The 25,168-nt window shown below is 68.1% G+C and carries 20 protein-coding genes and 1 tRNA gene; 8 read left to right on the top strand and 13 right to left on the bottom strand.

The genetic code is table 11. From position 1 onward, the window contains the following. Positions 1–68: 68 nt before the first annotated feature. Positions 69–959, top strand: coding sequence for a polyphosphate kinase 2 (gene ppk2 / locus AU187_RS16785; RefSeq protein ID WP_059166950.1), 891 nt, complete (start codon positions 69–71; stop codon positions 957–959). A gap of 87 nt (positions 960–1,046) precedes the next feature. Here the strand turns inward: ppk2 and AU187_RS16780 are convergent, their stop codons facing one another. From AU187_RS16780 to fdh, 4 genes are all read right to left on the bottom strand, one after another. Next, on the bottom strand, positions 1,047–2,396 hold the full coding sequence (locus tag AU187_RS16780) for an MFS transporter (protein WP_059166949.1): 1,350 nt from the start codon (positions 2,394–2,396) through the stop codon (positions 1,047–1,049). A gap of 146 nt (positions 2,397–2,542) precedes the next feature. Next, on the bottom strand, positions 2,543–3,499 hold the full coding sequence (gene nrfD, locus AU187_RS16775; RefSeq protein WP_059166948.1) for an NrfD/PsrC family molybdoenzyme membrane anchor subunit: 957 nt from the start codon (positions 3,497–3,499) through the stop codon (positions 2,543–2,545). Beyond that, positions 3,499–4,383 (bottom strand): 4Fe-4S dicluster domain-containing protein, encoded by an 885-nt coding sequence (locus AU187_RS16770; protein ID WP_059166947.1) that lies wholly within the window; start codon positions 4,381–4,383, stop codon positions 3,499–3,501. Before AU187_RS16770 ends, nrfD begins: the two co-directional genes overlap by 1 nt. A gap of 2 nt (positions 4,384–4,385) precedes the next feature. Then, entirely contained in the window at positions 4,386–7,631 is a 3,246-nt protein-coding gene (gene fdh / locus AU187_RS16765) for a formate dehydrogenase (protein ID WP_286131994.1), read from the bottom strand. A 182-nt stretch (positions 7,632–7,813) separates the two neighbouring features. Here fdh and AU187_RS16755 point away from each other — a divergent pair, with 182 nt between their 5' ends. Both AU187_RS16755 and AU187_RS16750 read left to right on the top strand, forming a co-directional pair. Beyond that, the gene (locus AU187_RS16755) at positions 7,814–8,659 is read left to right on the top strand and encodes a glycoside hydrolase family 16 protein (RefSeq protein ID WP_059101491.1); all 846 of its coding nucleotides are present in this window, start codon (positions 7,814–7,816) and stop codon (positions 8,657–8,659) included. Continuing rightward, entirely contained in the window at positions 8,653–10,170 is a 1,518-nt protein-coding gene (locus tag AU187_RS16750) for a glycosyltransferase family 39 protein (protein WP_059167125.1), read from the top strand. Before AU187_RS16755 ends, AU187_RS16750 begins: the two co-directional genes overlap by 7 nt. Positions 10,171–10,173: 3 nt before the next feature. Here the strand turns inward: AU187_RS16750 and AU187_RS16745 are convergent, their stop codons facing one another. The 5 genes from AU187_RS16745 to selA form a co-directional block, all read right to left on the bottom strand. Next, on the bottom strand, positions 10,174–10,728 hold the full coding sequence (locus tag AU187_RS16745) for a hemerythrin domain-containing protein (protein WP_059101219.1): 555 nt from the start codon (positions 10,726–10,728) through the stop codon (positions 10,174–10,176). A 66-nt stretch (positions 10,729–10,794) separates the two neighbouring features. Next, entirely contained in the window at positions 10,795–12,138 is a 1,344-nt protein-coding gene (locus AU187_RS16740; RefSeq protein WP_059167124.1) for a permease prefix domain 1-containing protein, read from the bottom strand. After that, a complete protein-coding gene (locus tag AU187_RS16735; protein WP_059166946.1) occupies positions 12,138–12,500 on the bottom strand; it encodes a PadR family transcriptional regulator in 363 nt (120 codons plus the stop codon). The genes AU187_RS16740 and AU187_RS16735 overlap by 1 nt, the downstream gene beginning before the upstream one ends. A 21-nt stretch (positions 12,501–12,521) precedes the next feature. Then, positions 12,522–14,207, bottom strand: coding sequence for a selenocysteine-specific translation elongation factor (selB, locus tag AU187_RS16730; RefSeq protein WP_059166945.1), 1,686 nt, complete (start codon positions 14,205–14,207; stop codon positions 12,522–12,524). Further along, a complete protein-coding gene (gene selA / locus AU187_RS16725) occupies positions 14,195–15,475 on the bottom strand; it encodes an L-seryl-tRNA(Sec) selenium transferase (RefSeq protein WP_059166944.1) in 1,281 nt (426 codons plus the stop codon). Before selA ends, selB begins: the two co-directional genes overlap by 13 nt. 132 nt (positions 15,476–15,607) lie before the next feature. Between selA and AU187_RS16720 the strand changes: the two genes are divergently transcribed. Further along, the gene (locus AU187_RS16720; RefSeq protein WP_059167123.1) at positions 15,608–16,138 is read left to right on the top strand and encodes a DUF488 domain-containing protein; all 531 of its coding nucleotides are present in this window, start codon (positions 15,608–15,610) and stop codon (positions 16,136–16,138) included. A gap of 69 nt (positions 16,139–16,207) precedes the next feature. Here the strand turns inward: AU187_RS16720 and AU187_RS16715 are convergent. Next, positions 16,208–16,302 (bottom strand) — tRNA-Sec (locus AU187_RS16715). Between the two features lie 32 nt (positions 16,303–16,334). On the opposite strand from AU187_RS16715, the gene selD reads away from it, so the two are divergent. Next, complete coding sequence (selD, locus tag AU187_RS16710) at positions 16,335–17,348, top strand: selenide, water dikinase SelD (RefSeq protein ID WP_059166943.1); 1,014 nt, start codon at positions 16,335–16,337, stop codon at positions 17,346–17,348. 29 nt (positions 17,349–17,377) lie between these two features. Here the strand turns inward: selD and AU187_RS25710 are convergent, their stop codons facing one another. Beyond that, positions 17,378–17,518 (bottom strand): hypothetical protein, encoded by a 141-nt coding sequence (locus tag AU187_RS25710; protein WP_172800286.1) that lies wholly within the window; start codon positions 17,516–17,518, stop codon positions 17,378–17,380. A gap of 153 nt (positions 17,519–17,671) precedes the next feature. Beyond that, positions 17,672–19,474 (bottom strand): serine/threonine protein kinase StpK7, encoded by a 1,803-nt coding sequence (stpK7, locus tag AU187_RS16705; protein ID WP_059166942.1) that lies wholly within the window; start codon positions 19,472–19,474, stop codon positions 17,672–17,674. Between the two features lie 197 nt (positions 19,475–19,671). Here stpK7 and AU187_RS16700 point away from each other — a divergent pair, with 197 nt between their 5' ends. Next, positions 19,672–20,202 carry a hypothetical protein gene (locus AU187_RS16700; RefSeq protein WP_059166941.1) on the top strand — a complete coding sequence of 177 codons (531 nt, stop codon included), beginning with the start codon at positions 19,672–19,674 and terminating at the stop codon, positions 20,200–20,202. A 5-nt stretch (positions 20,203–20,207) separates the two neighbouring features. On the opposite strand, the gene AU187_RS16695 is transcribed toward AU187_RS16700, so the two are convergent. Continuing rightward, positions 20,208–21,587 (bottom strand): cytochrome P450, encoded by a 1,380-nt coding sequence (locus AU187_RS16695; RefSeq protein ID WP_059166940.1) that lies wholly within the window; start codon positions 21,585–21,587, stop codon positions 20,208–20,210. Positions 21,588–21,705: 118 nt separating this feature from the next. On the opposite strand from AU187_RS16695, the gene AU187_RS16690 reads away from it, so the two are divergent. Both AU187_RS16690 and AU187_RS16685 read left to right on the top strand, forming a co-directional pair. Next, a complete protein-coding gene (locus tag AU187_RS16690; protein WP_059166939.1) occupies positions 21,706–24,081 on the top strand; it encodes a lysylphosphatidylglycerol synthetase family protein in 2,376 nt (791 codons plus the stop codon). A 124-nt stretch (positions 24,082–24,205) separates the two neighbouring features. Then, positions 24,206–25,150 (top strand): cyclopropane mycolic acid synthase family methyltransferase, encoded by a 945-nt coding sequence (locus AU187_RS16685; protein WP_059166938.1) that lies wholly within the window; start codon positions 24,206–24,208, stop codon positions 25,148–25,150. The last annotated feature ends 18 nt before the right edge of the window (positions 25,151–25,168 follow it).

Below are 25,168 nucleotides of genomic sequence, written 5' to 3'. Positions count from 1 at the left end.
GCGACAGTACTGCCGAGCAGGTTTGTCACCCGGCCCGAGCGGGGATAGAAATCGTGCAAGGAGCTGGGATGACGACCGCTGATGCTGAGATTGACCTCGACGCCCTGTCGACCGACGACCATGGATACACCGTCAACGACGAGGACGAGGACGACCCGGTCCTGCTTGACCGCGACGGCAAGCCGATCCAGACGTGGCGTGAGCGCTATCCGTACGACGAGCGGATGTCGCGCGACGATTACGAGCGGGTGAAACGGCGGCTGCAGATCGAACTGCTCAAGCTGCAGAAGTGGAGCAAACGCACCGGCGCGCGGCACGTGATCCTGTTCGAAGGTCGCGACGCGGCGGGCAAGGGCGGTTCCATCCAGCGGTTCATGGAACACCTCAACCCCCGCGGCGCACGCGTGGTGGCGTTGGAGAAGCCGACCGAAGAAGAGAAGTCTCAGTGGTACTTCCAGCGATACGTCAGGCATCTGCCGACCGCCGGCGAGATGGTGTTGTTCGACCGGTCCTGGTACAACCGCGCCGGCGTCGAACGGGTGATGGGCTTCTGTACGCCCGAACAGCACGCAGAGTTCATGCGGCAGGCCCCTGCGTTCGAGGAGATGCTGGTCAATTCGGGGCTGCACCTGACCAAGTTCTGGTTCTCGGTGTCGCCGGCCGAGCAGCGGACGCGGTTCGCTATCCGGCTCGTTGATCCGTTGCGGCAGTGGAAGTTCTCGTCGATGGACATGGAAGCGGTCAACCGATGGGAGGACTACACCAGGGCCAAGGAGGAGATGTTCGTCGCCACCGACACCGACTATGCGCCGTGGATCGTGGTGAAGAGCAACGACAAGAAGCGCGGCCGGATCAACGCGATGCGGTACCTGCTGTCGCGGTTCGACTACGACGACAAGGACGACGAGGTGGTCGGCGAGCCGGACCCGCTGATCGTCGGCCGGGCGCTGGAGGATTAGTTCGCCTAGCGCCGAGATTGCACAGAGGGTCGTGGTCGTGGCCGGCGGCACAACCCTCAGTGCAATCTCGCGGTTAGGGAGCCGCGGTCATACCTTGACGAACGCCGAGCCGCGCTCGCGGTCGAGGAAGGTCTCGGACTTGTTCTTCAGGAAGAACAAGTACACGACTAGGGACACCGCGATGCAGACGGTGACGTAGCCGATGAACAACGGGACCTGATCGCGTTCCTTGAGCGCCTGGTAGATCATCGGAGCGGTGCCGCCGAACATCGAGTTCGCCAGCGCGTAGCCGACTCCCACGCCGAGCGCCCGCACCCGCGCCGGGAACAACTCCGACTTGACCAGCGCGTTGATCGAGGTGTAGCCCGTGAGGATCATGTATCCGACCGCCACCAGAAGGAAAGACGTTAGCGGAGAGCGTGTTTCGGGCAAGTAGGTGATCAGCACATAGGTGTAGACCACCCCGCCGAAACCGAACCACAGCAGCAGCGGTTTGCGTCCGACCCTATCGCTGATCAGCCCGCCGACCGGCTGCAGCAGCATCAGGAAGATCAACCCGATCAGGTTGATCCAGGTGCCCGTCATGCCCTCACTCTTGTACGCGGTCTTGACGATCGCCGGCGCGTTGACGCTGTAGGTGTAGAACGCGATGGTGCCGCCCAGTGTGATCAAGAAGCACATCAGCAGCGGCTTCGGGTAGCGGGTGAACAACTCGCGTATCGAACCGGCGCCCTTGTCCTCCCCTGTCTTGGCCGCTTCGATGACGTCCTCGCTGAGCGACTCGTCCATGGTGCGGCGCAACCAGAACACCACCACGGCAGCGACACCGCCGACGGCGAAGCCGATGCGCCAACCGAATTCACGCATCTGCTCGTCGACGAGGAACGCGTCGACGATCAACAGCGTGAGCTGAGCCAGCACATGTCCACCGACCAGCGTCACGTACTGGAATGACGAGAAGAAGCCACGCCGCTCACGCGTCGCCGCCTCCGACATGTACGTCGCCGACGTCCCGTACTCGCCTCCGGTCGCAAAACCCTGTACCAACCGCGCGAGGATCAGGATGACCGCCGCGGCCGCGCCGATGCTGGCCTGTGAAGGCACCAGCGCCACGACCATCGAGCAGCCCGCCATCAGCGACACACTCACCGTGAGCGCCGCGCGGCGCCCCCGTCGGTCGGCGAACCGGCCGAAGAACCAGGACCCGACCGGACGCATCACGAACGTGATCGCGAAGATCGCATACACGTAGACCGTCGAGTTCTTCTCCGATTCGTCGAAGAACTGGCTCTCGAAGTACGGCGCGAACACCGTGTAGACGTACACGTCGTACCACTCGACGAGATTGCCCGACGAGCCACGGATCGTGTTCCAGATGGCCCGCCGGGTCTCGGCGGGGCTCGACCGCGGCGGTGGCGCTTCGGTTGTCGTGGCCATCGTCAACCTCCAAACGAGCCGTGTGCCCGGGCCACCCTATCCGCGACAGGTCGGGAAGTGCCCGATTCCGCGCGCTTTCGGGCCACTTTGCTTTGCGGTCCTATGACCGAAATTGCACTCAGGGTCGTGACGTCCTAGTGCAACCGTCAGTGCAATCTCGCGCGTAGGCGTTCAAGAGCATCCAACCGCTCCCGCTGCGGAACCACGACGTACTTCGGGTCGCGCGTCGACGCCACGCCCGCCTCGAAGACGCCGAACCTCTGCAGCGCACTGCCCACGAGCAGCGCCGCCCCCGACGCCGCGACGGTCGCTCGGTTCCGCCCGAACACCGCGCCGACCGCTCCGCCGAGCGTCAGCGCCTCCGACAACTGACGCAGCCGGTGCGCCCTGCCCGTCGTGTATGCCTCGCCGGACAGGCCCAACCGCTGCTCCATCAGCCGCGACGCCGCCACTTCCATGCCCGCGCCCAGCACCGCCATCCGTCGCGCCGGACCTGACTCGTCCACCGGCGCCAACAGCATTCCGAGTCCGGCTCCGCTCGCCGCCGCCGAACCCGTGAACACAAACGGCAGATACGGGTGCGCCTCCCGCCAGGCCGGAACCGCCGTCTGCGACAACAGAACCGCCGTGTACGACGCCACCCCGGGCGCAGTGGCCGCAGCCCACAGTCCGGCCGGTCGAGCCGCCCGGTCCACCAGCCGGCCCAGCCACGTCCGCCGCAGCCGGCCCGGCATCAACTCCGCCACCGCGGCCGCGCCCGCGCCCGGTCCGTACGCCGACAGGATCCAGGTGCCCACGCTCATCGGCGAACTCGGCTTCGCCACCCGCAGCATGTGGTGGAACCGCTCCGGTCGCCCGAGATCGGCGATCAAGAAGTACAAGCTCGCCAAAACGCTTGACAGCGCACCGATTCGGGACACTTTGCGCAGCCCGGGTCGTCCCGTCAGGTCCGCGCCGGCCGCCAGCATCGCCGCGCCCGCCGACAGCCCGCCGCAGAACAAGTACGCCGCAATCATCCAGTTCCACACCGGGGTCTTGAGAATCTGCTTGCCGTAGTACGACCGGAACTCGGCCTTCGGCACCGCCAGCTGTTCGCGCGGCATCAGCGTCTCTTTTCGAGGAACGACGACACCGCGAGCCCGACCAACGCCGACGCCGCCATTCCCGCATAGCGCCACATCGCCCCGGCGTCGCGTGTCGGCACGACCGGGTCCGGCGGCAGCCCGTACACCTCGGGTTCGTCGAGCAGCAGGAAGAACGCGCCGTCGCCGCCGACGCCGTCGTTCGGGTCCTCGCCGTACAGCCGCGCCGAGGTCACGCCACGGTCGTGTAATTCGTTGACGCGCATCGCGGCCCGTTCCCGCAGCTCGTCGAGCACACCGAACTGGATCGAGTCGGTCGGGCACGCCTTCGCGCACGCCGGCTCCAAGCCGTCGAGCAGCCGGTCGTAACACAGAGTGCACTTGAACGCCCGGCCGTCGCCCTCGCGCCGCTCGATCACGCCGTACGGGCAGGCCGACACGCAGTATCCGCAGCCATTGCAGATGTCCTGTTGCACAACGACGGTCGCGAACTCGGTGCGGAACAGCGCCCCCGTCGGACAGACATCCAGGCAGCCGGCGTGCGTGCAGTGCTTGCACACGTCGCTGCTCATCAGCCACCGGAAGTCGGTTCGGGTTTCGGCTCCCGAAGCGTCGCCGGGCCGTTCGAAACCCGGCATCCCGAGGTCCACCGGAGCGGGCTGTTCGACGAACGCGACGTGGCGCCACGAGTTCGCGCCCAACTCGCCGGTGTTGTCGAACGACATGCCCAGCAGGTTGAACCCGTCGTCGGGCACACCGTTCCACTCCTTGCAAGCGACTTCGCACGCCTTGCAACCGATGCACACCGAGGTGTCGGTGAAAAAGCCCATCCGCGGCGGATGCTCGACATAGCCGGCCTCACCCGCCACATCGGCCAGCGGGCCGTAGAAGCTGTTGCGGCTCATGGCTACTCCTCGGTGTGATCTGTCGAAGCCTCGGTGGTGTCCAGGTCGGTGCCGGTCTCGGGGGTGATGCGCGCCCGCTCGCGGTACATCGCGATGTACTCCAGCAGCGCCGGGCCGCGCGGCCGTCGACCCGGCTGGATGTCGCATGTCGCGACCTTGCTCTCCTGGATGAACACGTTCGGATCGGCGACCACGCCCACCAGATCGTTGACCACATCGCCGTCGATCAGCCCGACATTGCCCCAGTGGTAAGGCATCCAGACCTGGTGCACAATCCGGTCCTCGATGCGCAGCGGCCGCATCCGGTCGGTCACGAACACCCGCGCATCGACCGCCGACCGGCTGGTCACCACATGCGCCCACGCCATATGCGTCAGGCCCCGTTCGGCCGCCAGCGCCGGCGACACCTCGACGAACAGACCCGGCTGAAGCTCACTGAGATAAGGCAATTGACGGCTCATTCCGCCCGCGGTGTGGTGCTCGGTCAGCCGGGCCGCGGTGAAGACGAACGGGAACACCTCGCCGTGCAGTTCCGGCGGTGACGGGTTCGACGGGTTGTCCGCACGGCCGTACACCTTGCGTGCCGGGTTGCCCTGCTGCTTGTAGAACGCGTTGGGCACCGGCGACTCGTGCGGCTCGTAGTGCGTCGGCAACGGCCCGTCGAGCACCCCGTTCGGGGCGAACAGCCAGCCCTTGCCGTCGGCCTGCATCACGAACGCGTCGTCACCGCGCAGCGCCTCGACACCGACTGCGTCGGAGGGCGGTTCGTAGTCCGGCGGTTTGGTCTTCTCGAAGTCGGGGACGTCATAGCCCGTCCACTCGCCGGCCTCTGAGTCCCACCACACCAGCTTCTTGCGCTCACTCCACGGCCTGCCCTGCGGATCCGCCGACGCGCGGTTGTAGAGCACCCGCCGGTTCAGCGGCCACACCCAGCCCCACTGCGCGTCGTCGTGCGGCGCGCGACGGGCCGCCTGGTTGACCTCGTCGGCGTAGACCCCGCTGTAGATCCAGCACCCGCACATCGTGGTGCCGTCGGCCTTCAGTTCCAAATAGCTGTTCACCGCACGACCCGTCGTCAGGTCGACACCGTTGATGCGTCTCAGCACGTCCTCGGCGGACGGCTCGTCGCCCTCCAGCCCGTAGTCCCACGAGAGGTCGAGCATCGGGCGGTCGCGCTCATCGGTTGAGCTGGCGAGCTTTTCGCGCAGGATCCGGCCCAGGTGGTAGAAGAACCACAACTCGGAGCGGGCGTCGCCCGGCGGTTCGACCGCCTTCTCCCGCCACTGCAGTTTGCGCTGCGTCTGCGTGAACGTTCCGGCTTTCTCCACGTGCGACGCGGCCGGGAACAGGAACACCTCGGTGCGACACGTCTGCGGATCGATCTCCCCCGTTTCGATTTCGGGCGCGTTCTTCCAGAACGTCGCGCTCTCGATCTCGACCAGATCGCGCACCACCAGCCAGTCGAGGTTGGCCATGCCGAGGCGCTGCAGCCGCCCGTGCGCCGACCCGACCGCCGGGTTCTGTCCGAGCAGGAAGTAGCCGAACACGTTGCCGTCGACCATGTCCATCACGGTGCGGTAGGTGCCGTGGTCGCCGTTGATGCGCGGCAGATAGTCGAAGCAGTAGTCGTTGTCGGCGGTGGCGTGCTCGCCCCAGTACTCCTTGAGCAGCGACACCATGTACGTATCGGCGTTGCGCCAGAAGCCTTTCTGGTTGCGGCCGATGATGTCGTCGAGATACTCCGAGAGCGTCTCCTGGCCGGCGTGTGGCATCGCCAGATAACCGGGCAGCAGGTTGAACAACGTTGGGACGTCGGTCGAACCCTGGATGCTCGCGTGCCCGCGCAGCGCGAACACGCCGCCACCGGGTCGGCCGATGTTGCCCAGCAGCAACTGGATGATCGCTCCGGCGCGGATGAACTGCGCGCCCATGGTGTGCTGAGTCCACCCGACGCTGTACACCAGGGCCGACGTGCGCTCGCGCCCGGAGTTGGCGGCCCACGTCCGCGCGACCTCGACGAAGTCGGCGGCCGGTATGCCGCACACCCGTTCCACCATCTCCGGCGTGTAGCGGGCGTAGTGCCGCTTGAGGATCTGATAGACGCAGCGCGGATGTTGCAACGTCGGGTCCGACGGAATGTGTTGCGCCGAGCCTTCTATCGGTGCTCCGCCCGATCCCTGCTGCTCGGGCGCGGCGTGCTCCTTGGCACCAGCGCCACCGTATTCGGGATCGGTGCGTTCGTACTGCCACGTCGACGGGTCGTACGACGCGGTTTCGTCGTCGTAGCCGGAGAACAACCCGTCGAGGTCTTCGGCGTCGCGGAAGCGTTCGTCGACGATGAACGACGCGTTGGTGTACGCGGTGACGTACTCGCGGAAGTCGAGGTCGTTGCTCAGGATGTAGTTGATCACCCCGCCGAGGAACGCGATGTCACTGCCCGCGCGCAACGTCAGATGCCGGTCGGCCAACGCGCTGGTGCGGGTGAACCGCGGGTCAATGTGCACGACCCTGGCGCCCCGCGCCTTGGCCTCGACCACCCACTGGAAGCCGACCGGATGGGCTTCGGCCATGTTCGAGCCCATGATCACGATGAAGTCCGCGTTGGCGAGGTCTTGCTGGTAGTCCGTCGCTCCGCCGCGACCGAAGGAGGCTCCCAGACCGGGAACCGTGGCGCTGTGTCAAATGCGGGCTTGGTTCTCGATCTGCAGCGCCCCCAACGCTGTGAAAAGCTTCTTGATCAGGTAGTTCTCTTCATTGTCCAGGGTTGCGCCACCCAGGCTGGCGATCCCCATGGTGCGCCGTAGCGTGTTGCGGTCGGCGTCGAACTGCTGCCAACCTTTCTGGCGCGCGTCGAGCACCCGGTCGGCGACCATGTCCATCGCCGTGTCGAGGTCGATGTCCTGCCACTCGGAGGCGTACGGCGGGCGGTAGCGCACCTTGGTCAATCGCTGGGGCCCGGTGACGAGCTGCTTGCTCGCAGAACCCTTGGGGCACAGCCGTCCTCGCGAAATGGGGCTGTCCGGATTGCCCTCGATCTGGATGACCTTCTCGTCCTTGACGTAGACCTTCTGCGCGCATCCGACCGCGCAGTACGGGCAGACGGAATGCGCGACCCGGTCGGCTTCGGTGGTCCGCGGCGTCAGCGTGGCGGAGCGCTTGGACTGCGCGGCCTGGCCCCGGCCCAGCCGGTCCTGGCCGGTGAGCTGGCGGTAGACCGGCCACGACTGGAACAGCCCCCTGATGTCCACAGCGCCTCCCGTATCCGACCCTGACTCGACGTTCGCCCCGGCTGCGTTCGCGAGGGTGACCGGAACCACACGGCGCCCGCGCACTGACGACATTAGCGCTGTTACGGGAACTAATGCGGTCAACGCGTGGACAAACCACGGTGATCATCCGCGAGACCCTCTATGGTGCTGCTGTGGCCGAAATCGACCGTCGCACCCTGATGATGATGACCGGAGTCGCCGCGCTGGGCGCGGCGGCCGTGCCCTCGCCGCTGGCCAATGCCTCGCCACTTCGGCCGTCCCCACCGGCGCAGCCGCCACCTGACGCGGCCACAGGCACCTACCTCTTCCAGGACGAATTCGACGGTCCGGCCGGGTCGGCACCCGATCCGGCGAAGTGGATCGTGCAGAACTGGGACGACCCGGTGACGCCGCCGATCGTCGGGCATTACCGCGACGACCGCCGCAACGTGTTCATCGACGGCAACTCCAACCTCGTGCTGTGCGCGACCCACGAGGGCGACCAGTACTTCAGCGGCAAGGTGCTCAGCCACTTCCGCGGGCAGATCGGCACCACCTGGGAAGCGCGCATCAAGCTCGACTGCATGCACCCGGGCCTGTGGCCCGCCTACTGGCTGCTCAACCAGGACCCGCTGCCCGACGGCGAGATCGACATCGTCGAGTACTACGGCAACGGGGCCTGGCCGCCGGGCACCACCGTGCACGCCGCCTCCAACGGCAAGACGTGGGAGGGCATGTCGATCCCCGAGCTGGTGGATCCGGCGTGGCACAACTGGCGCACCGAGTGGAGCGAGGACGGTTTCCGCTTCTGGCGCGACTACGTCGACGGCGCCGAGCCGTACTTCACGGTTCCGGCCAAGCCGATTCCGGTCCATGGCCGGCCCGGCGACCTGCGGTGGCCGTTCAGCATCCCCGGGTACTGGCTGCAGGCGATCTTCAACCTCGCAGTCGGTGGCTCCGGTGGCGGCGATCCGACCAAGGCCCCCTACCCGTCGGTGATGCTCGTCGACTGGATCCGCGTCTGGTAGACGACTCCGCGGGCGGTCGGCTGACGCGGCTGGAACCGCTGCTCGTCGCCATCCTCGGCGCCGCGGTGAGCCTCGCCGGCGCCGGCCGCCCGTCGTTCTGGTACGACGAGGCCGCCACGATCTCGGCGTCCTACAGCCGCTCGCTGGATCAGCTGTGGCAGATGCTGGCCGACGTGGACGCCGTCCACGGCCTCTACTACCTGCTGATGCACGGCTGGTTCGCCGTCTTCCCGCCGACCGAGTTCTGGTCGCGGGTACCCAGCGGCCTGGCGGTCGGCGCCGCCGCGGCGGGCGTGGTGGTGCTGGGCAGGCAGCTGTCGTCGCGGACGGTCGGGCTGACGGCCGGGGTCGTCTGCGCGATCCTGCCCCGGGCGACGTGGGCGGGCATCGAGGCGCGTCCGTACGCGCTGTCGATGATGCTCGCCGTGTGGCTCGCGGTGCTGTTGGTCTGGGCGGCGCAGCGCGAATCCCGTTGGGTGTGGGCAGGTTACGGGGCGCTGCTCGCGGTGTCGATCCTGCTCGACGTCTACCTGGCGCTGCTGTTCTTCGTCCACACCGTGTTCGTGGTGGCGTTCCGGCGCACGCGGACGGTGGTGCTGCCGTTCGCGATCACGTCGGGCATCACACTCGCCGTGATGGCGCCGTTCGTCGCGGTGGTCGCCGGGCAGGCCAACCAGATCAGCTGGATCACGCCGATCGGACTGCGGACCTTCGAAGACGTTTTCGTACAACAGTATTTCGACCGCAACCCGTATTTCGCGGCGCTGTCCGCGGGGGTGGTGCTGGTGGCGATCGCGGTGTGGGCCGTCGCGAGGCGGCCCAGCGTCGGCGAGCGGGAAGCGATCGTGCTGGCGGTGGCGTGGCTGGCGATTCCGACGGCGCTGATCGTGGCGTACTCCGCGGTGGCCGAACCGCTCTACACCCCACGCTATTTGTGCTTCACCGCCCCCGCGATGGCGCTGCTGCTCGGCGTCTGCATCACCGCGTTGGCGCGCTCGGCATGGGTGGCGGCGGCGGTCGTCGGCGTGTTCGCAGTGGCCGCGGCGCCCACTTTCGTTACGGTGCAACGCGGTCCGTATGCGAAGTACCACATGGACTACAGCCAGGTGGCCGACCTGATCTCGGCGAAGGCCGCCGCGGGCGACTGTCTTCTTGTCAACGACACCGTGACGTTTCATCCCGCGCCGATGCGCCCACTGATGGCCGCGCGCCCCGACGCTTTCCGCGGGGTGGTCGACGTCAGCTTGTGGCAGCGGGCTGTCGACACCCACGACGTGTTCGACACGAACCTCATCCCCGAGGCGTCGGTGGGCCCGCTCGAGCACTGCGCGACCGTCTGGATCATCACGCAAGCGGACCCGGGCGCTCCCGAACGCGAACAGGGAGTGGCGATTCCGCCCGGCCCGCTGTTCGGCGGCACCCGCGCGTTCGCTGTCACGCACGACATGGGCTTCCGGCTGGTCGAGCGGTGGCAGTTCAGCCTGGTGCAGGTGATCCGGGCGCAGCGGTAGGCGTCAGGTGTTGCGCCCGCTGAGGGCGTCGCGCACCCGGTCGACCAGGCCGGCCCCGGGTGCGAGGAGCTTATTGGCCGGTGGATGATCGGGCGCCAGCGGGTGCGGCCGCGTCGGCGCCATTGCCTTGGCGCGCTGGAACTTCCCGCTCAGCTCGTGCAACTCCTCGGGCGCGCAGGAATCGCGGAGCTCGGCGAGCATGTCGTTCTCTTCGTCCTCGATGTGGTGGCGGATCTCGCCGATGAGTTTGCGGACCAGGTCGTCGTACTCGGGGTCGTCGCTTCCGGCCTTTTCGATCGCCTTCATGATCTCCTCGGCCTCGGCGTGCTCTTTCAGCTCGTGATCGGCGAGCTCGTCACCGTCGGGCAGCACGCTTCTGGCGGCAGGATAGAGGTACTGCTCCTCGGCGACGGCGTGCCGGACGATGCCGGCGATCACGTGCTCGACGAGATCGGGTTGGCTGTGCGGGTCGCCACCGGTTTCGATCTCGGTGAAGACGCTTTCGAACTCGCGATGGTCGGTGATGATGTCGTCGACGATGTTGCCGGTATCAGCCATGATCACCCTCCTCGAGTGAGGCGGCTACCCGCGTGCTGGGCGGCCAAACCTTTGCACCTGGAGTCGCTACGCGAATCCGAACACCGGCGGAATGACGAGAACGACCAGCGCCGCCCAGATTCCGAACGTGGGTAGGTACCGGGTCTGCCAGCGTTCCATGGTCGCGAAGTCGCGGCGGCTGCGCAGGAAGCCGACGAGCAGGTATGCCGACCACGACAGGTTGACCAGCAGCACCAGGTTCAGGCCGAGCGCGGTCACCTTGTTCGGTGTGAAGCCGAATTCCGCTATGCGCGTGAGCATCGCGACCAACATCAGCACGTCGACCGCCAGGGCGCTGAGCACGAGCACGAGTTGCAGTCGGTCGAACAGGTCCGCCGGCGCCAACGGGTCCCGGGCGGAGATCGCGTACAGCAGCAGGCCGAGAACGAGAACCAGGATGAGATCCATCAGGATCAACAGGTTCCGGTCGACGTCGACCAAGCTGCCCTCCGCGATGAACGACGCAAGCAGCACGAGCAGCATGATCGTGGTCAGCGGGGTGAACACCCGGGTGAGCACGGGCGCGATGTTCTCCACCACGTTCTGCTTGGCCTCGACGAGCCATGCGGCGACGAGGATCCCGCCCGCCACGCCGATCGGCACGATCCAGTCCTCGATGGCCCATTCGACATCGGTGCCGAGCGCCTCGAACGCGCCGACCGTCAGCGCCATCAGCACGCCGGCGCCGAGGGCGAGCAGGGTTAGGTACACCACCCACTCGCCGGTGAACCGGATGAAATCCATTCGCCGCCGGTCGGATCGCCACTTTCCCCCGACGTAGGCGAAGCCGACGGCGAACCACAACGCGATGGGCGCGTGGATCGTGGCGATCACCGCAGTCGCGCCATCCGGATCGAACGGGTACACGTTGAGCACGACGGCCGCCACGACGAACGGCAGCGTCAACGCCGCGATCGCGCGCAAGCTCAGCCGGCGCTTCCAGACGAAATAGCCGATCAGGAACGGAAGCACGAAAAGACCGGCATTGCGGGCGAATACCTCCTCGCCGAGCACGGCTGATCCGACATTGAGCGCCACTGCCCCACCGAGCGCGAGCGCTAGGACGACGAACAGCTCGCTTCGCTGCTGTCGCCCATCGGCACCCGGTTCGGCCGTCAAGACCAATTGCTTCCACAGCCGGTCGGAATGCTCCTGCGCGAACTCGCGGGAGATGCTGTGCACGTTGCCCATGCGCTTCACCGCGACCAGGAACGCCTCGTCGCTCATCAGGCCGGCGGAGGACAGATCGGCGATCTGGTTGCGCAGGTGGTCTTCCATCTCGTCGGCGTCTGCGGCCGAGATCGCCCGATGCCGCTCGACGTAACCTCGCCACTGGCCGATCTGCGATTCCAATGCGGCGTCGGAGTCCATCACGCCCATCCTTGCGCCGTTGTAGGCGGTAGCGGGACGCTGCGCCATACCTGGTCGAGCATGCCCGCCACCGTCTCCCACTGAGTTCGCCGCTCGGCGAGCATCTTTCGACCGGCGTCGGTGATCGCGTAGTGCTTACGCCGACGCCCGGTGTCGGAGACGCCCCACGACGCCGTCACATATCCCAGGCGGTCGAGCCGATGCAGCAGCGGATACAGCATTCCGTCCGTCCATTGGATACGTCCGCCGGACAGCTCCTGCACCCGCTTCAAGATGGCGTATCCGTAGGACTCGCCGTCGGCGAGGATGCCCAGCACAAGCGGCGTCGCCGAGGCCGCCACCAGATCCTTGTCGATATACATAGCGCCGCTAGCCTAGCAGCTCTAGGTATAGCGTGTGCCGTCTTCGTTGCGACGAGTGACCTCGAGCGCGTCGAGCCGTTCCAGGAGCGGCACCGCGACCCGGCGGGTGGTGTTCATCGCGCGCTTGGCGTCGGCGACGGTGAACGGCTGCGGCAATGCGTTGAGAACCGCTGCGGCACGGTCGAATACGTCCGGGCCGAGCACCACACCGTCGGCGATCTTGGTCAACCGCTTCGCGCGGATCGCCGCCGCGAGTTCGCGCGGTCCCAGCTCGAGGTCGGCCAGCTCGGCGGCCTCCGGCGCGCGGAACGGCTCAGCGGCCAGCCACTCCTCCACCGTCCGCACCGCCTTGTCGACGCGCGCAGGCAGCCCCGCACCGGGCTGACGCACCACCCCGTCGACGGCCTGCAATTCCGTGCCCGCCAGCAGGGCGGGCAGCAGTTCGGCGGCCGGCAGACCCGCCTGCTGCCGCAGCGTCTCCAACGGCATGCCCGCCGCGACGTCGTGCTCGGCGGCCCACCGTGCGACGGCCGTCATCATCTGTTGCCGCCGTTGCGCCCACCAGCCGTCGTCGACGACCCACTCGCCCACCCGCGTGCCGCCGGTGTCAAAACCCATGGCGCGCAACTCGTCAACGCGGGCGCACGGCGGCCGGCGCACGCGTCCGGTCGCCAGCTCCTCGCCTCGTTCGCGGGCCGCGCCGCGACGCCGCAACGCCGGCGGCCGCACGTCGAGCACCTCGACACCCGCAGCGATGCGGTGCTCGCCGGGGTCGCGCAACAGTCCGATGTCACCGACCCGCAACGGCAGCGGCCGCGCCAACCGCAGCCGGGCGCCCGCCGTGCCGAGCGGCCGCACGCGCACCGGCACCGCCGCCGACCCGATGTGCAGCACCAGCTGCCGGTGCAGTCGGTGCGATTCACTGGGCAGCCGCAGCAGCACGTCGATCTCGGCGGTGTCGAGCCACGCACCCGGGGTCCGGACGGTGTCGCCGCGGCCGATGTGCCGTCGGTCGACACCGCGCAGGTTCACCGCGACGCGCGCGACGGCGCCGACCTCCGAGCGGTCCCTGCCAAGCGACTGCAGGCCGCGGACCGTGACCCGTCGTCCGGTGTGCTCGAGTTCGTCGCCGACACGCAGCGTGCCTGCCGCCAACGTCCCGGTCACCACCGTGCCCGCGCCCCGGACGGTGAACGAGCGGTCCACCCAGAGCCGCACGTCGGCGTCGCGGTCGCGAAGAGGCAGCCCGTCGACAAGCGAAACAAGATGTGTACGAACAGCATTCAGATCAGTGCCGAGAACGATCGGCGCATCGGGCAGCCGCTCGCGCACCTGCGCGATCGCGCTGGCGGGATCGGCAAGGTCAGCCTTGCTGATCACCACCAGCAGGTGCCGGGCCCCGAGCGCTCGCAGCGCGTCGAGATGCTCGTCGGACTGCGGCATCCACCCTTCGGTCGCGGCGACGACGAACACGATCGCCGGCACCGGCCCGACACCGGCGAGCATGTTCGCGACGAACCGCTCGTGGCCGGGCACGTCGACGAACGCGATCTCCCGCCCGTCGAGCGTCGTCCAGGCGAACCCCAGGTCGATGGTCAGCCCGCGGCGCCGCTCCTCGGCCAGCCGGTCCGGCCACATGCCCGTGAGCCGTTCGACAAGCGTGGACTTGCCGTGATCGACGTGGCCCGCGGTGGCTACGACGTACACGCCAGCACCGCCTCGGCGAGCAGGCCGTCGTCATCGGGGGCGACGGTGCGCAGGTCGAGCAGGCAGCGGCCGGCTTCGAGCCGACCGACCACCGCGGGGGTCCCGGTGCGCAGCGGCGCGGCGTAGGACTCGGGCAGGCTGACCGCGGCGCTCGGCAGCGAGACGTCGGGAGCGCCGCCACCGCCGACCGCGGCGATGCACTCGACCGCCTCCGCGCCGGGCAGTTGCGCGGCGAGCTGCTGCGCCCGCGCCCGTAGGTTGGCGATGTCGGCGTCCAGCGCCTGCGCGACCGGTGTCGGCGGGCCGGCCAGCGTGGCCTCCAACGCCGCGAGGGTCAGCTTGTCGACGCGCAGCGCCCGCGCCGCCGGGTGTCGTCGCAGCCGTTCGATGAGCTCGGCGTCGCCGAACAGCAGACCTGCCTGCGGCCCGCCGAGCAGCTTGTCCCCGCTCGCGGTGACGAGGTCGGCGCCGTCGCGCAGCATCGTGGTCGCGTCGGGCTCGTCGGGCAGCAGCGGATGCGGGGTGAGCAGGCCCGAACCGATGTCGGCGACCAGCGGCACGTCCAAACCGGCCAGCTCGCGAATGCCGACCGTCGACGTGAACCCGGTAACCGAGTAGTTCGACGGGTGCACCTTGAGGATGAACCCAGTGCCGGCCCCGAGCGCGTCGGCGTAATCACGCAGGTGGGTGCGGTTGGTGGTGCCGACCTCGCGGATGCGCGAGCCGGTCGACTCCAGCAGCTCGGGCAGCCGGAAGCCGTCGCCGATCTCGATGAGCTCGCCGCGGCTGACGACGATCTCCTTGCCGGGCGCCAGCGTCATCGCGGCGAGCAGCAGCGCGGCGGCGTTGTTGTTGACGACGTGCACGCCGTCCGCGGCGGGGACCGCTCGGGCCAGCGCGGTGAGCGCGCCGCGACCGCGTCGGGCCCGGCGACCGGTCTGGAGGTCGAACTCGACGTCGGTGGCGCCGCTCGCGGTGACGATCGCGTCGACCGCGGCCTGCGACAGCGGCGCCCGTCCGAGGTTGGTGTGCACGACGACGCCGGTCGCGTTGATCACCGGACGCAGCGTGGCCGCACTCGTCGGCAGTGCCGTGACCGCGTCGTCGGCGACCCGTTCCGGCGCGATCTCGCCGGCTCGCGCACGCTGTTGCGATTGTGCGACAACGGTTTTCACCAGCATGCGGCCGAGCACCCGCGACGCCTCGGCGAGGCGCGGATCGGCGAGCAGGACGTCGGTGCGCGGCACGCGTCGGCGGGGGTCGGTCATCGGCTCACCCGGCGATTTCGGTGTAGTTGGTTGCGCTGACCGCAACTGTGTACACCGAAATCCCAAACGCATGCGCGCCGAACTCGCATGAGGCCATCATGGCCCATGGCCGCGATCGGGTACACCGATCACATGTTGACGTCGGTGGGACACGGCGCGCTGGACAAATCAGCGCTCACGCAGTTGCTGAAGGGGGCGGGCATCGAAGCGCTCGTCGACATCCGCCGCTACCCGAACAGCAGGCACAACCCCGACGTGGAGACGTCCGCGATCGCCGCGTGGACGCGGGAGGCGGGCCTGGACTACCGCTGGGAGCAGCGGCTGGGCGGGCGCCGGAGCCTGCCTGCCGGAACCGAGACCGAGGACCCGTGGTGGCGGGTCAAGCAGTTCGCCGCCTACGCCGCCTACACCCGCACCGACGAATTCACCGATGCGCTGGGCGACCTCGTCGAGCAGTCGAAACGGCAGCACACCGCGATGATGTGCAGCGAGTCGGTGTGGTGGCGCTGTCACCGGCGAATCGTCGCCGACGTGGCGGTGCTGAGGCTTTCGGTGCCGGTCGGGCACCTCATGCACGACGGCCGAGTGGTTCCGCACTCGCCGTCGGAGGGCGCGCGGATCCGCGACGACGGGCTGGTGGTGTGGGACGCGAAACCGGGCTGAGCATGTGCGATTCGGGTGTAGTTGGTGGCGGTGAGCGCGACCGGCTACACCGAAATCACCGACGGACCGTGGCGGAGGCGGACGGGAATCGAACCCGCCAGCGACAGAATCTGCCGCTCAGCGATTTTGAAGACCGCGCCGGTCACCAGACCGGATACGCCTCCCTGACCCACACGGCCCGATCATGCCAGGCAGCATGGAGGCCGTGACCGAGCAGACGACCTACCGGCTGACCCAGTACGCGCACGGCGGCGGCTGCGCATGCAAGATCCCGCCCGGCGAACTCGAGGACGTCGTGCGCGGGCTGACCCACGCCGCGCCGCGGAATCCGGTCGGCGAACTGCTCGTCGGGCTCGACGACGGCGACGACGCCGCGGCGGTGCGCATCGACGACGGGGTCGCGCTGATCGCGACGACGGACTTCTTCACCCCGGTGGTCGACGACGCCTATGACTGGGGGCGGATCGCCGCGGCCAACGCGCTGTCGGATGTGTACGCGATGGGTGGGCGGCCGGTCGTCGCGGTGAACCTGCTGGGCTGGCCGCGCGACGTGCTGCCGTTCGAGTTGGCCGCAGAGGTGTTACGCGGCGGCATGGACATGTGTGTGGCCGCGGGCTGTCATCTGGCCGGCGGGCACAGCGTGGACGATCCGGAGCCGAAGTACGGTTTGGCCGTTACAGGTATCGCCGATCCGAATCGGTTGCTGCGCAACGACGCCGGTAAGGCCGGGCTGCCGCTGTCGTTGACAAAGCCGCTGGGCGTCGGGGTGCTCAACAGCCGGCACAAGAACACCGGCGAGACGTTCCCCGCGGCCGTCGAGGTGATGACGACGCTGAACGCCGACGCCGCACAGGCGGCCGTCGCGGCCGGTATCGAATGCGCAACCGACGTAACGGGTTTCGGCCTGCTGGGCCATCTGCACAAGCTGGCCCGCGCCAGCGGCGTCACCGCGGTGATCGACAGCGCCGCGGTGCCCTACCTCGACGGCGCGCGGGATGCCTTGGCGGCCGGCCATGTCAGCGGCGGCACCCGACGCAACCTCGACTGGGTCGCCCCGCACGTCGACCTGACAGCGGTCGACGAGGACGAGGCGCTGCTGCTGGCGGACGCGCAGACGTCGGGCGGTCTGCTGGTCGCTGGTGAGATCCCGGGTGCGCCGATCATCGGTGAACTGGTGCCGCGTGGACAGCACTCGATCGTGGTGCACTGACTGGCTTTACCGACCCAGTCAGCCGAACTTCATGCGGGGCGTGTGGTTGCCGACGAATCCCGGTCGGGGCGATCGGAGAACTCGGGGTTGGTCACGGGTTCGGCGGAATCGTCCTGACTGGAGACGAATTCAGGTTTCTGGGGATGGGAGAACAGGTCGTACGACTGCATGCAGCAAGTCCTTCGTTACGTTCCGCGGCGGACGATGTCGAACGTGTCGCGCGGTGTCGAATCGCAGGCTCATCGGCTTTCGAAAGGATTCGATGGCTGCTAACCGGAGAAGGTCTGCTCTCAGGCTACACCCGGCGGTGCGGATGCCGATGCTCAGCGGGTGGCCCCGTTGATCTGCGGCGTGGAGATCATCCCCTTCTCGACACCCCACATGAGCGCGATCGTGCGGTACTCGCCGGTGGAGATCAGGTGGACGAGCGCCTGGCGCAGCGACTCGGCCAGCCCCGAGCCCTTGGCCACCGGCCAGCCGTAGAGCGCGGAGTTGAACACGTCACCGGCGGCTTCCAAGGCCCCGCCCGAGGTCTTGATCGCGAACCCCGTCACCGGGGAATCCGCGGCCATGGCGTCGACCTCACCGTTGATCAGCGCCGCGTTGAGATCGTCCTGGGTGACGTAGACGACCTTGTCGATCGGCGCCGATCCGGCCGCGACGCAGTCCGCGCTCTTGGCCGGGATCTCCTCGGTCTCCTGCAGCGACGCGTACGAGACGCCGATTCGCAGCCCGCACGCGTCGGCCGGGGTGAGCCCGGACCCGGCGCGCTGCGCCCACAGCGTGCCCGCCCGGAAGTAGGTGACGAAGTCGACGGACTCCTCACGCTCCTTGGTGTCGGTGAATGACGACATGCCCACGTTGAAGTCGCCGGCGCGCACCGACGGCAGTATCGCCTCGAACGCGGTTTCGCGGTATTCCGGCACCAGCCCCAACGTCCGCGCGACCGCGTTCATCAGGTCGACGTCGAAGCCGACGATCTGCCCGGTGGCATCCTTGAATTCGTTTGGCGCATAAGGAGTGTTGACGCCGATGACGAGCCGGCCCGTCGATCTGATCTCCTCAGGCACGGTTGACGCGATCGCTTCGACGGCGCCGGGCGCGGCGGTCGGCGTCACCGTCGTGGCCTCGACGCCGGCCGGTTTCGTGTCGTTGCGATCGGCGCCGCCGCGCCACTGCAGCACGCCGAACGTGCTCAGCGCCGCGACCAGCACCACCGATCCGGCCACCGCCAGCGCCCGCCGCGACACCCGGGGCTTGCGCGCCGGCGCCCGTCGGGCCTGGTGTCGGCCGCTGCCCGCGGTGCGCACCGGGGCGTTGAGCGCCCGGCGCGCGGCCTCGGCCAGGTCACCCGCCTTCTGGTAGCGCTTGGCCGGTTTCTTGGCCATGCCCTTGGCGATCACATCGTCGAAGGCCGCCAACCGCGGGTCGACCGCCGACGGTTTGGGCACCTCCTTGGTCATGTGGCCGGCGATCTGCTGCTCGAGGCTGTCGGCGGGATAGGGCCGCACGCCGGTGAGGCATTCGTAGAGCACGCAGGCCAGCGCATAGATGTCGGCGGTCGCATCGACCGGCTTGCCCTCGAAGCGCTCGGGGGCCATGTAAGCCATCGTGCCGAGCGTGCTGCCGGCGGTCGTCAGGCCCTTCTCACCTGCGGTGCGCGCCAACCCGAAGTCGATGAGGTACACGAAGTCGCGGTCGGTGATGAGAATGTTCGACGGCTTGATGTCGCGGTGGATCAGGCCCGCCGAGTGTGCGGCGTCCAGCGCCGTGGCGACCTGCTCGACGACCTTGACCGCCAGCGCCGTGTCGATCGCCTTACCGGTGTCGGTGAGGACCGTGCCGAAGTTGCTGCCCTCGATGAGCCGCATGTCGAGGTAGAGGCGGCCGTCGATCTCGCCGAAACCGTGGATCGGCACCACATGTGGGTCGTTGAGCCCGGCGGCGGCCTGAGACTCGCGTCGGAAGCGCTGTTGGAACGTCTCGTCTGCGGCCATGCTGGGTGGCAACACCTTCAGCGCGACGATGCGGTCGGTTCTGGTGTCGTAGGCGCGGTAGACCTCGCCCATCCCTCCGCGGCCGATCAGCTGCTGCAGCTGGTAGTGGCCGAATGGCGTCGCATCCACCGTCTCTATTAGCCCCTCGACAGCGGCCAACCCCGCATCGTGTGTCGATTGAAGCTACCTCATGTTTGCCAGCGACGCTGAGCAAACGACGGTGCCGCTGATCGAGGGCTCGGTCCGGCGGGCGGACACGCTGCTGCGGCGCACGCTCGCGGAAAAGACGATGTTTGAGGATTGACGCTGGTGGTAAAAGCACCGGCATGTTGATCAACGTGACGAAGTTTTCACCGCTCTTCGTGGCGGGCGCGGCCGCGGCCGCGATCGCTTCCGCGCCCGTAGGCTTCGCTTCGCCGTCGTTCCTTCCGACCGGTGGCTTGTCGGGCTGTGTCGACCCGGACGGCACGAGCTGCGCGGCGCCCGCACCAGCGCCGGCCCCCGCACCAGCGCCGGCTCCCGCACCTGCGCCCGCTCCGATGCCCGGTGCCTGGGTCCCGCCGCCTCCGCCGCCTCCACCCGGCGCGCCCGCTGTGGCCGGCGCCGTTCCGGGTGGACCGGGCGGCGTAGCCGGGCCCGAGGGCGCGGCAGGCGCAATCCCCGGCGGTCCCGCGGGCGCAGCCGGACCCGAGGGTGCCGCGGGCACCATTCCCGGCGGACCGGGCGGCGTGGCCGGACCCGAGGGTGCGGCAGGCGCGATTCCTGGCGGCCCCTCCGGCGCGGCCGGACCGCAGGGCGCCGCAGGCTGCATTCCCGGCGTCGGTTGCGGCGGCGTGCCCGCCACCGACATCCCCTGAGCGGCTTACGTAGCCGATGACGAGTCGGCGGTGGCGGGTCGGGATTCACCGTGACCCGCCGTCGTCGGCCCGCCAATCTTCCTCGCCGCCACGGTGATTCGCGCGCCACGGTGCGGCGTCATGATCACGTGCTTGAGCTTTTGCCGCTCGCCCGCCGCGCCGGTCGTCGCCAACTCGACCCGTCGCAGCACTTCGCGCAGCACCACCCGCATCTCCACCATCGCGAATCCCGCACCCAGACAACGCCGATTGCCGCCACCGAACGGCAGCCACGTGGTCGGGCTCAGCGTCACGCCGATCATCCGGTCCGGATCGAAGCGGTCAGGCTCGGGGTAGATGTCGGCGTTGTCGTGCACCAGCGAGATGCTCGGCACCACCATGACGCCTGCGGGCAGCCGGTACCCGCCGATGTCGACCGGCTCGGTCAGCGTCCGGCCCACGTCGGGCACCACCGGACGGATCCGCAGCGTCTCCTTGGCGATCGCGTCGAGGTACTCCTCATCGCCGGATTCGGCCGCGCGCACCGCCTTTGCGAGCACATCCGGGTGGCGGGTCAACCGCTCCAGCGCCCACGACAGCCCGGTCGCGGTCGTGTCGTGGCCGGCCACCAGCAGCGTCATCAGCTGATCGCGTAGTTCCCGGTCGCTCATGCCGGCCCCCTCGTCGACACCGGACCGCACCAGCATCGCCAGCGCGTCGGTGCGGTCGGCGAGGTGCGGATCGGCGCGGCGGTCGGCGATCTCCGCATACAACAGCCGGTCGGCCTCGGCCATGTTGTGGCGCAACCGCTTCCACAACCGGTGGTTCAGCAGCTTCGGCTTGGCGATCGCCAGCGACGCCCACGGCCCCACGCTCAAAAGCCGCGGCATCACCTCGCGTAGCGCCGCCAACCGCTCCGGGTCGCTGGCGCCGATCACCGTCCGCAGGATCACCTCGAGGGTGATCTCCGACATCTTCGGCGCCGCCGCGAACGGCTTACCCACCGGCCAGCCGGCGATGTTCTCCGCGGCGATCTCTGCCATCACATCCGCCTGACGCGCAACGGCGTCGCGGTGGAACGGCGCCATCATCAGCCGGCGGCGCTCGCGGTGCACGTCCTCGTCGATCACCAACACCGAGCTGTCCCCGAGCAGGCCGGACAGCATCGAGTTCGCCTCGCCCGCATGGTAGATACGTGGGTCACCGGCGAACACGGTCTTGATGTCGGCCGGGTCGCCGAGGTAGACCATCGGGCCGACCATGGAGTTGGCCAGCGTGAAGACCTTGCCGTAGCGGCGCTGGCACATCGACACGATCGGCGTCCACCACCGCATCATCAGCAACAGCAACGCGAACGACGGGAGCCGAGGCCCCGGCGGCAGTGCCGACTCCTTTGTTGGACTCATGCCTAATAGAGTACGTCCGCAACGCGCTCGACGGAATGGCTCCTCGGCACTGGACACGGGCTAAGTTGTCGGCGGGTCGCTACCGACGTGGCCCCCAACCGGAGAAGATCGTTGACTCATGCGCGTTGACGGGCGGGACATCACCGTCTCGGGCAGCCTGCTGCAGCCACTGACGAGGCGGACCAACGACATCGTCCGCGTCGTGCTCGCCGCGCTGTTCCTCGCGGTCGTCGTCACCAGCTCGCTGATCACCCGCAACGAGTGGGTCGCGCTGGAACGCTCGATCTCCGAGATCGTCGCCGTGTTGACCCCGACCCAGGCGGACTTGGTCTACCTCGTCTACGGCATCGCGATCGTCGCGCTGCCCTTCGTGATCCTCGTCGGCCTGATCCTGTCGCGGCAGTGGAAACTGCTCGGCGCCTACGCCGCGGCCGCCGCCATCGCCGGGTTGGCGTTGTCGATCAGCGGCTTCGGCCTCACGGCGCCGCGGTGGCACTTCGATCTGTCCGGCCGACTCGACACGTTCTCCTCGCAGTTCGTCGACGATCCCCGCTGGATCGCGATGCTCGCCGCGGTGCTCACCGTGTCGGGGCCGTGGCTGCCGACCCGCTGGCGGCGCTGGTGGTGGGCGCTGCTGCTGGCGTTCGTGCCGATTCACCTGATGATCAGCGCGGTGGTGCCGGCCCGCTCGCTGCTCGGGCTGGCCGTCGGCTGGTTGATCGGGGCGCTGGTCGTGCTCGTCGTGGGCACGCCCGGGCTGGAGGTGCCGCTCGACGGCGCCGTGCGGGCGATGGCCCGCCGCGGGTGCGTCGTCTCCAGCATCGAGGTGGTGCGGCCCGCCGGCGCCGGGCCGCTGCTGCTCAACGCCACCTGCGAGGAGCAGCAGTCGACGGCGGTGATGGAGCTGTACGGCCCACACCAGCGCGGCGGCGGTGTGCTGCTGCAGCTGTGGCGCAAGGTGCGGCTGCGCGACCGCGAGACCGCGCCGCTGCATGCGTCGATGCGCCGGCTCGTCGAACACCGCGCGCTGATGGCCATCGCGATCGGCGAGCTCAAGATCGCGAACACCTCGACGATCGCCGTCGCCGCGCTCGACCGGGGCTGGACGCTGTATGCGCACACCCCGCCGCGCGGCATACCGATCAACGAATGCGTCGAGTCGATACCCGTCGGGCGCGTGTGGGAATCGCTGCGCGAGCTGCACGACTGCCAGATCTCGCACGGCGACCTGCGCAGCAGCGAGATCACCGTCGACGACGACACGGTGTTGTTCGGCGGGTTCGACTACGCCGAGTACGGCGCCACCGACGCCCAGCTGCGCACCGACATCGCCCAGTTGCTGGTGACGACGACGTACCTGTACGACGCGAGTTCGGCGGTGCGCGCAGCGATCGACGCGTTCGGCAAGGACACCGTGCTGACCGCGTCGCGACGGTTGACCTCGGCCGCGATGTCGCCGGGCATCCGCCATTCCGTCGAAGACGCCAAGGCGGTGATCTCCGCCGCGCGTGACGAGGTGAAGCGCCAGACCCGCGTCGACGAGATCCGCACCGAGACCGTCACCCGGTTCACCCGCAGCCAGGTGATCCAGTTGGTGCTGCTCGCCGCGCTGGTCTACGTCGCCTATCCGTTCATCAGCTCGGTGCCGACGTTCATCACCGAACTGCGCACCGCGAACTGGTGGTGGGCGCTGCTGGGGCTGACCGCGTCGAGCCTGACGTATCTCGGTGCGGCGGCGGCACTTTGGGCGTGTGCGGACGGGCTGGTGAACCTACGTGGTCTGGTCGTCATGCAGGTGGCGAACAAGTTCGCGGCCACGACGACGCCCGCGGGAGTCGGGGGGCTGGCGCTGTCGGCCCGGTATCTACAGAAGGGCGGCGTCAGCCCGATGCGCGCCACCACCGCCGTCGCGCTGCAGCAGTCAGTCCAGGTGATCACCCACCTCGGGCTGCTCATCTTCTTCTCCACCGCCGCGGGCGTATCGGCCGACCTGTCCCGCTTCGTCCCGAACGCGACGCTGCTGTACCTGATCGGCGGTGTGTTGCTCGGGCTGATCGGCACGTTCCTGTTGGTGCCGAAACTGCGCCACTGGCTGGCGACGGCGGTGCGGCCGCGACTGCAGGAGATGATCGGCCACCTCGTCGCGCTGGCCCGCGAGCCCCGGCGGCTGGCGGTGATCATGGCGGGGTGCGCGGCGACCACCCTCGGCAACGCGTTCGCGCTGTGGGCGGCGATCGAGGCGTTCGGCGGCGACACCTCGTTCGTCACCGTCACCGTCGTGACGATGATCGGCGGCACGCTGGCCTCGGCGGCGCCGACGCCCGGCGGTATCGGCGCCGTCGAAGCGGCGCTGATCGGCGGATTGGCCGCATTCGGCATGCCCGCCGCAGTCGCCGTGCCGTCGGTTCTGCTCTACCGGGTGCTGACGATCTGGCTGCCGGTGTTCGCCGGCTGGCAGGTGATGCGCTGGATGACCAGAAACGGGAAAATTTAGGCTGGTGTCGAGCGTCCTCCACTGCCCGACGGACCGACCACTGGAGGTAATGTCGACACATCGTGTCGAACAGCCTGCGCGATAGTTGGCCAGTCGATCCCTCAATTGCATCTAAGGGCGGACCGTGACAGGAACATCAGGAACAAAGCACAGCTCGACACCACAGGCACAGTCGAAGTGGCTGTCGAAATCCGCATCGGAAACCCGCGGCTCGGACAAGGACGAAGTCCAGTTCCACTACGACATCTCCAATGACTTCTTCAAGCTGTGGCAGGACCCGACCCAGACCTACAGCTGCGCCTACTTCGAGCGCGACGATTACACGCTCGAGCAGGCCCAGCGGGCCAAAGTCGACCTGTCCCTCAGCAAGCTCGGCCTGCAGCCGGGCATGACGCTGCTCGACATCGGCTGCGGGTGGGGCTCGACGATCGCGCGTGCGGTGGAGAAGTACGACGTCAACGTCATCGGCCTGACGCTCTCGGAGAACCAGAAGCAGCACATCGAGGACTACTGGTTTCCCAAGCTCAAGAGCGACCGGAAGATGGAAGTCCGGCTGCAGCCGTGGGAGGAATTCGAGGGCAAGGTCGACCGGATCGTGTCGATCGGCGCGTTCGAGCACTTCGGCTTCAACAAGTACGACGACTACTTCAAGAAGACGTTCAGCTGGCTGCCCGACGACGGCGTGATGATGCTACACACGATCATCATTCCCGAGGATGAGGAGATCAAGGCCAAGGGCCTGCCGCTGACCATGTCCCGCGTGAGATTCATCAAGTTCATCATGGACGAGATCTACCCCGGTGGACGTTTGCCACTGGCGTCGATGGTGCGGGAACACGCAAACAAGGCCGGCTACACGGTCACCCGCGAACAGCACCTGCAGCCGCACTACGTCAAGACGCTCGATACCTGGGCAGCGAACCTGGAGGCCAAAAAGGACGAGGCGATCGCGATCACCTCGGAGCAGATCTACGAGCGCTTCCGCAAATACCTGACCGGTTGTGCAGACCTTTTCCGCGAGGGCTACACCGACGTCGCTCAGTTCACGTGTGAGAAGGCGGCTGCTTAGCCCATTTACGAAAAGTGC

The organism is Mycobacterium sp. IS-1556, assembly GCF_001499985.1.
Lineage (GTDB): Bacteria > Actinomycetota > Actinomycetes > Mycobacteriales > Mycobacteriaceae > Mycobacterium.
The sequence above is the reverse complement of the archived record's forward strand: the minus strand, read 5'-3'. Positions and strand labels throughout refer to the sequence as shown.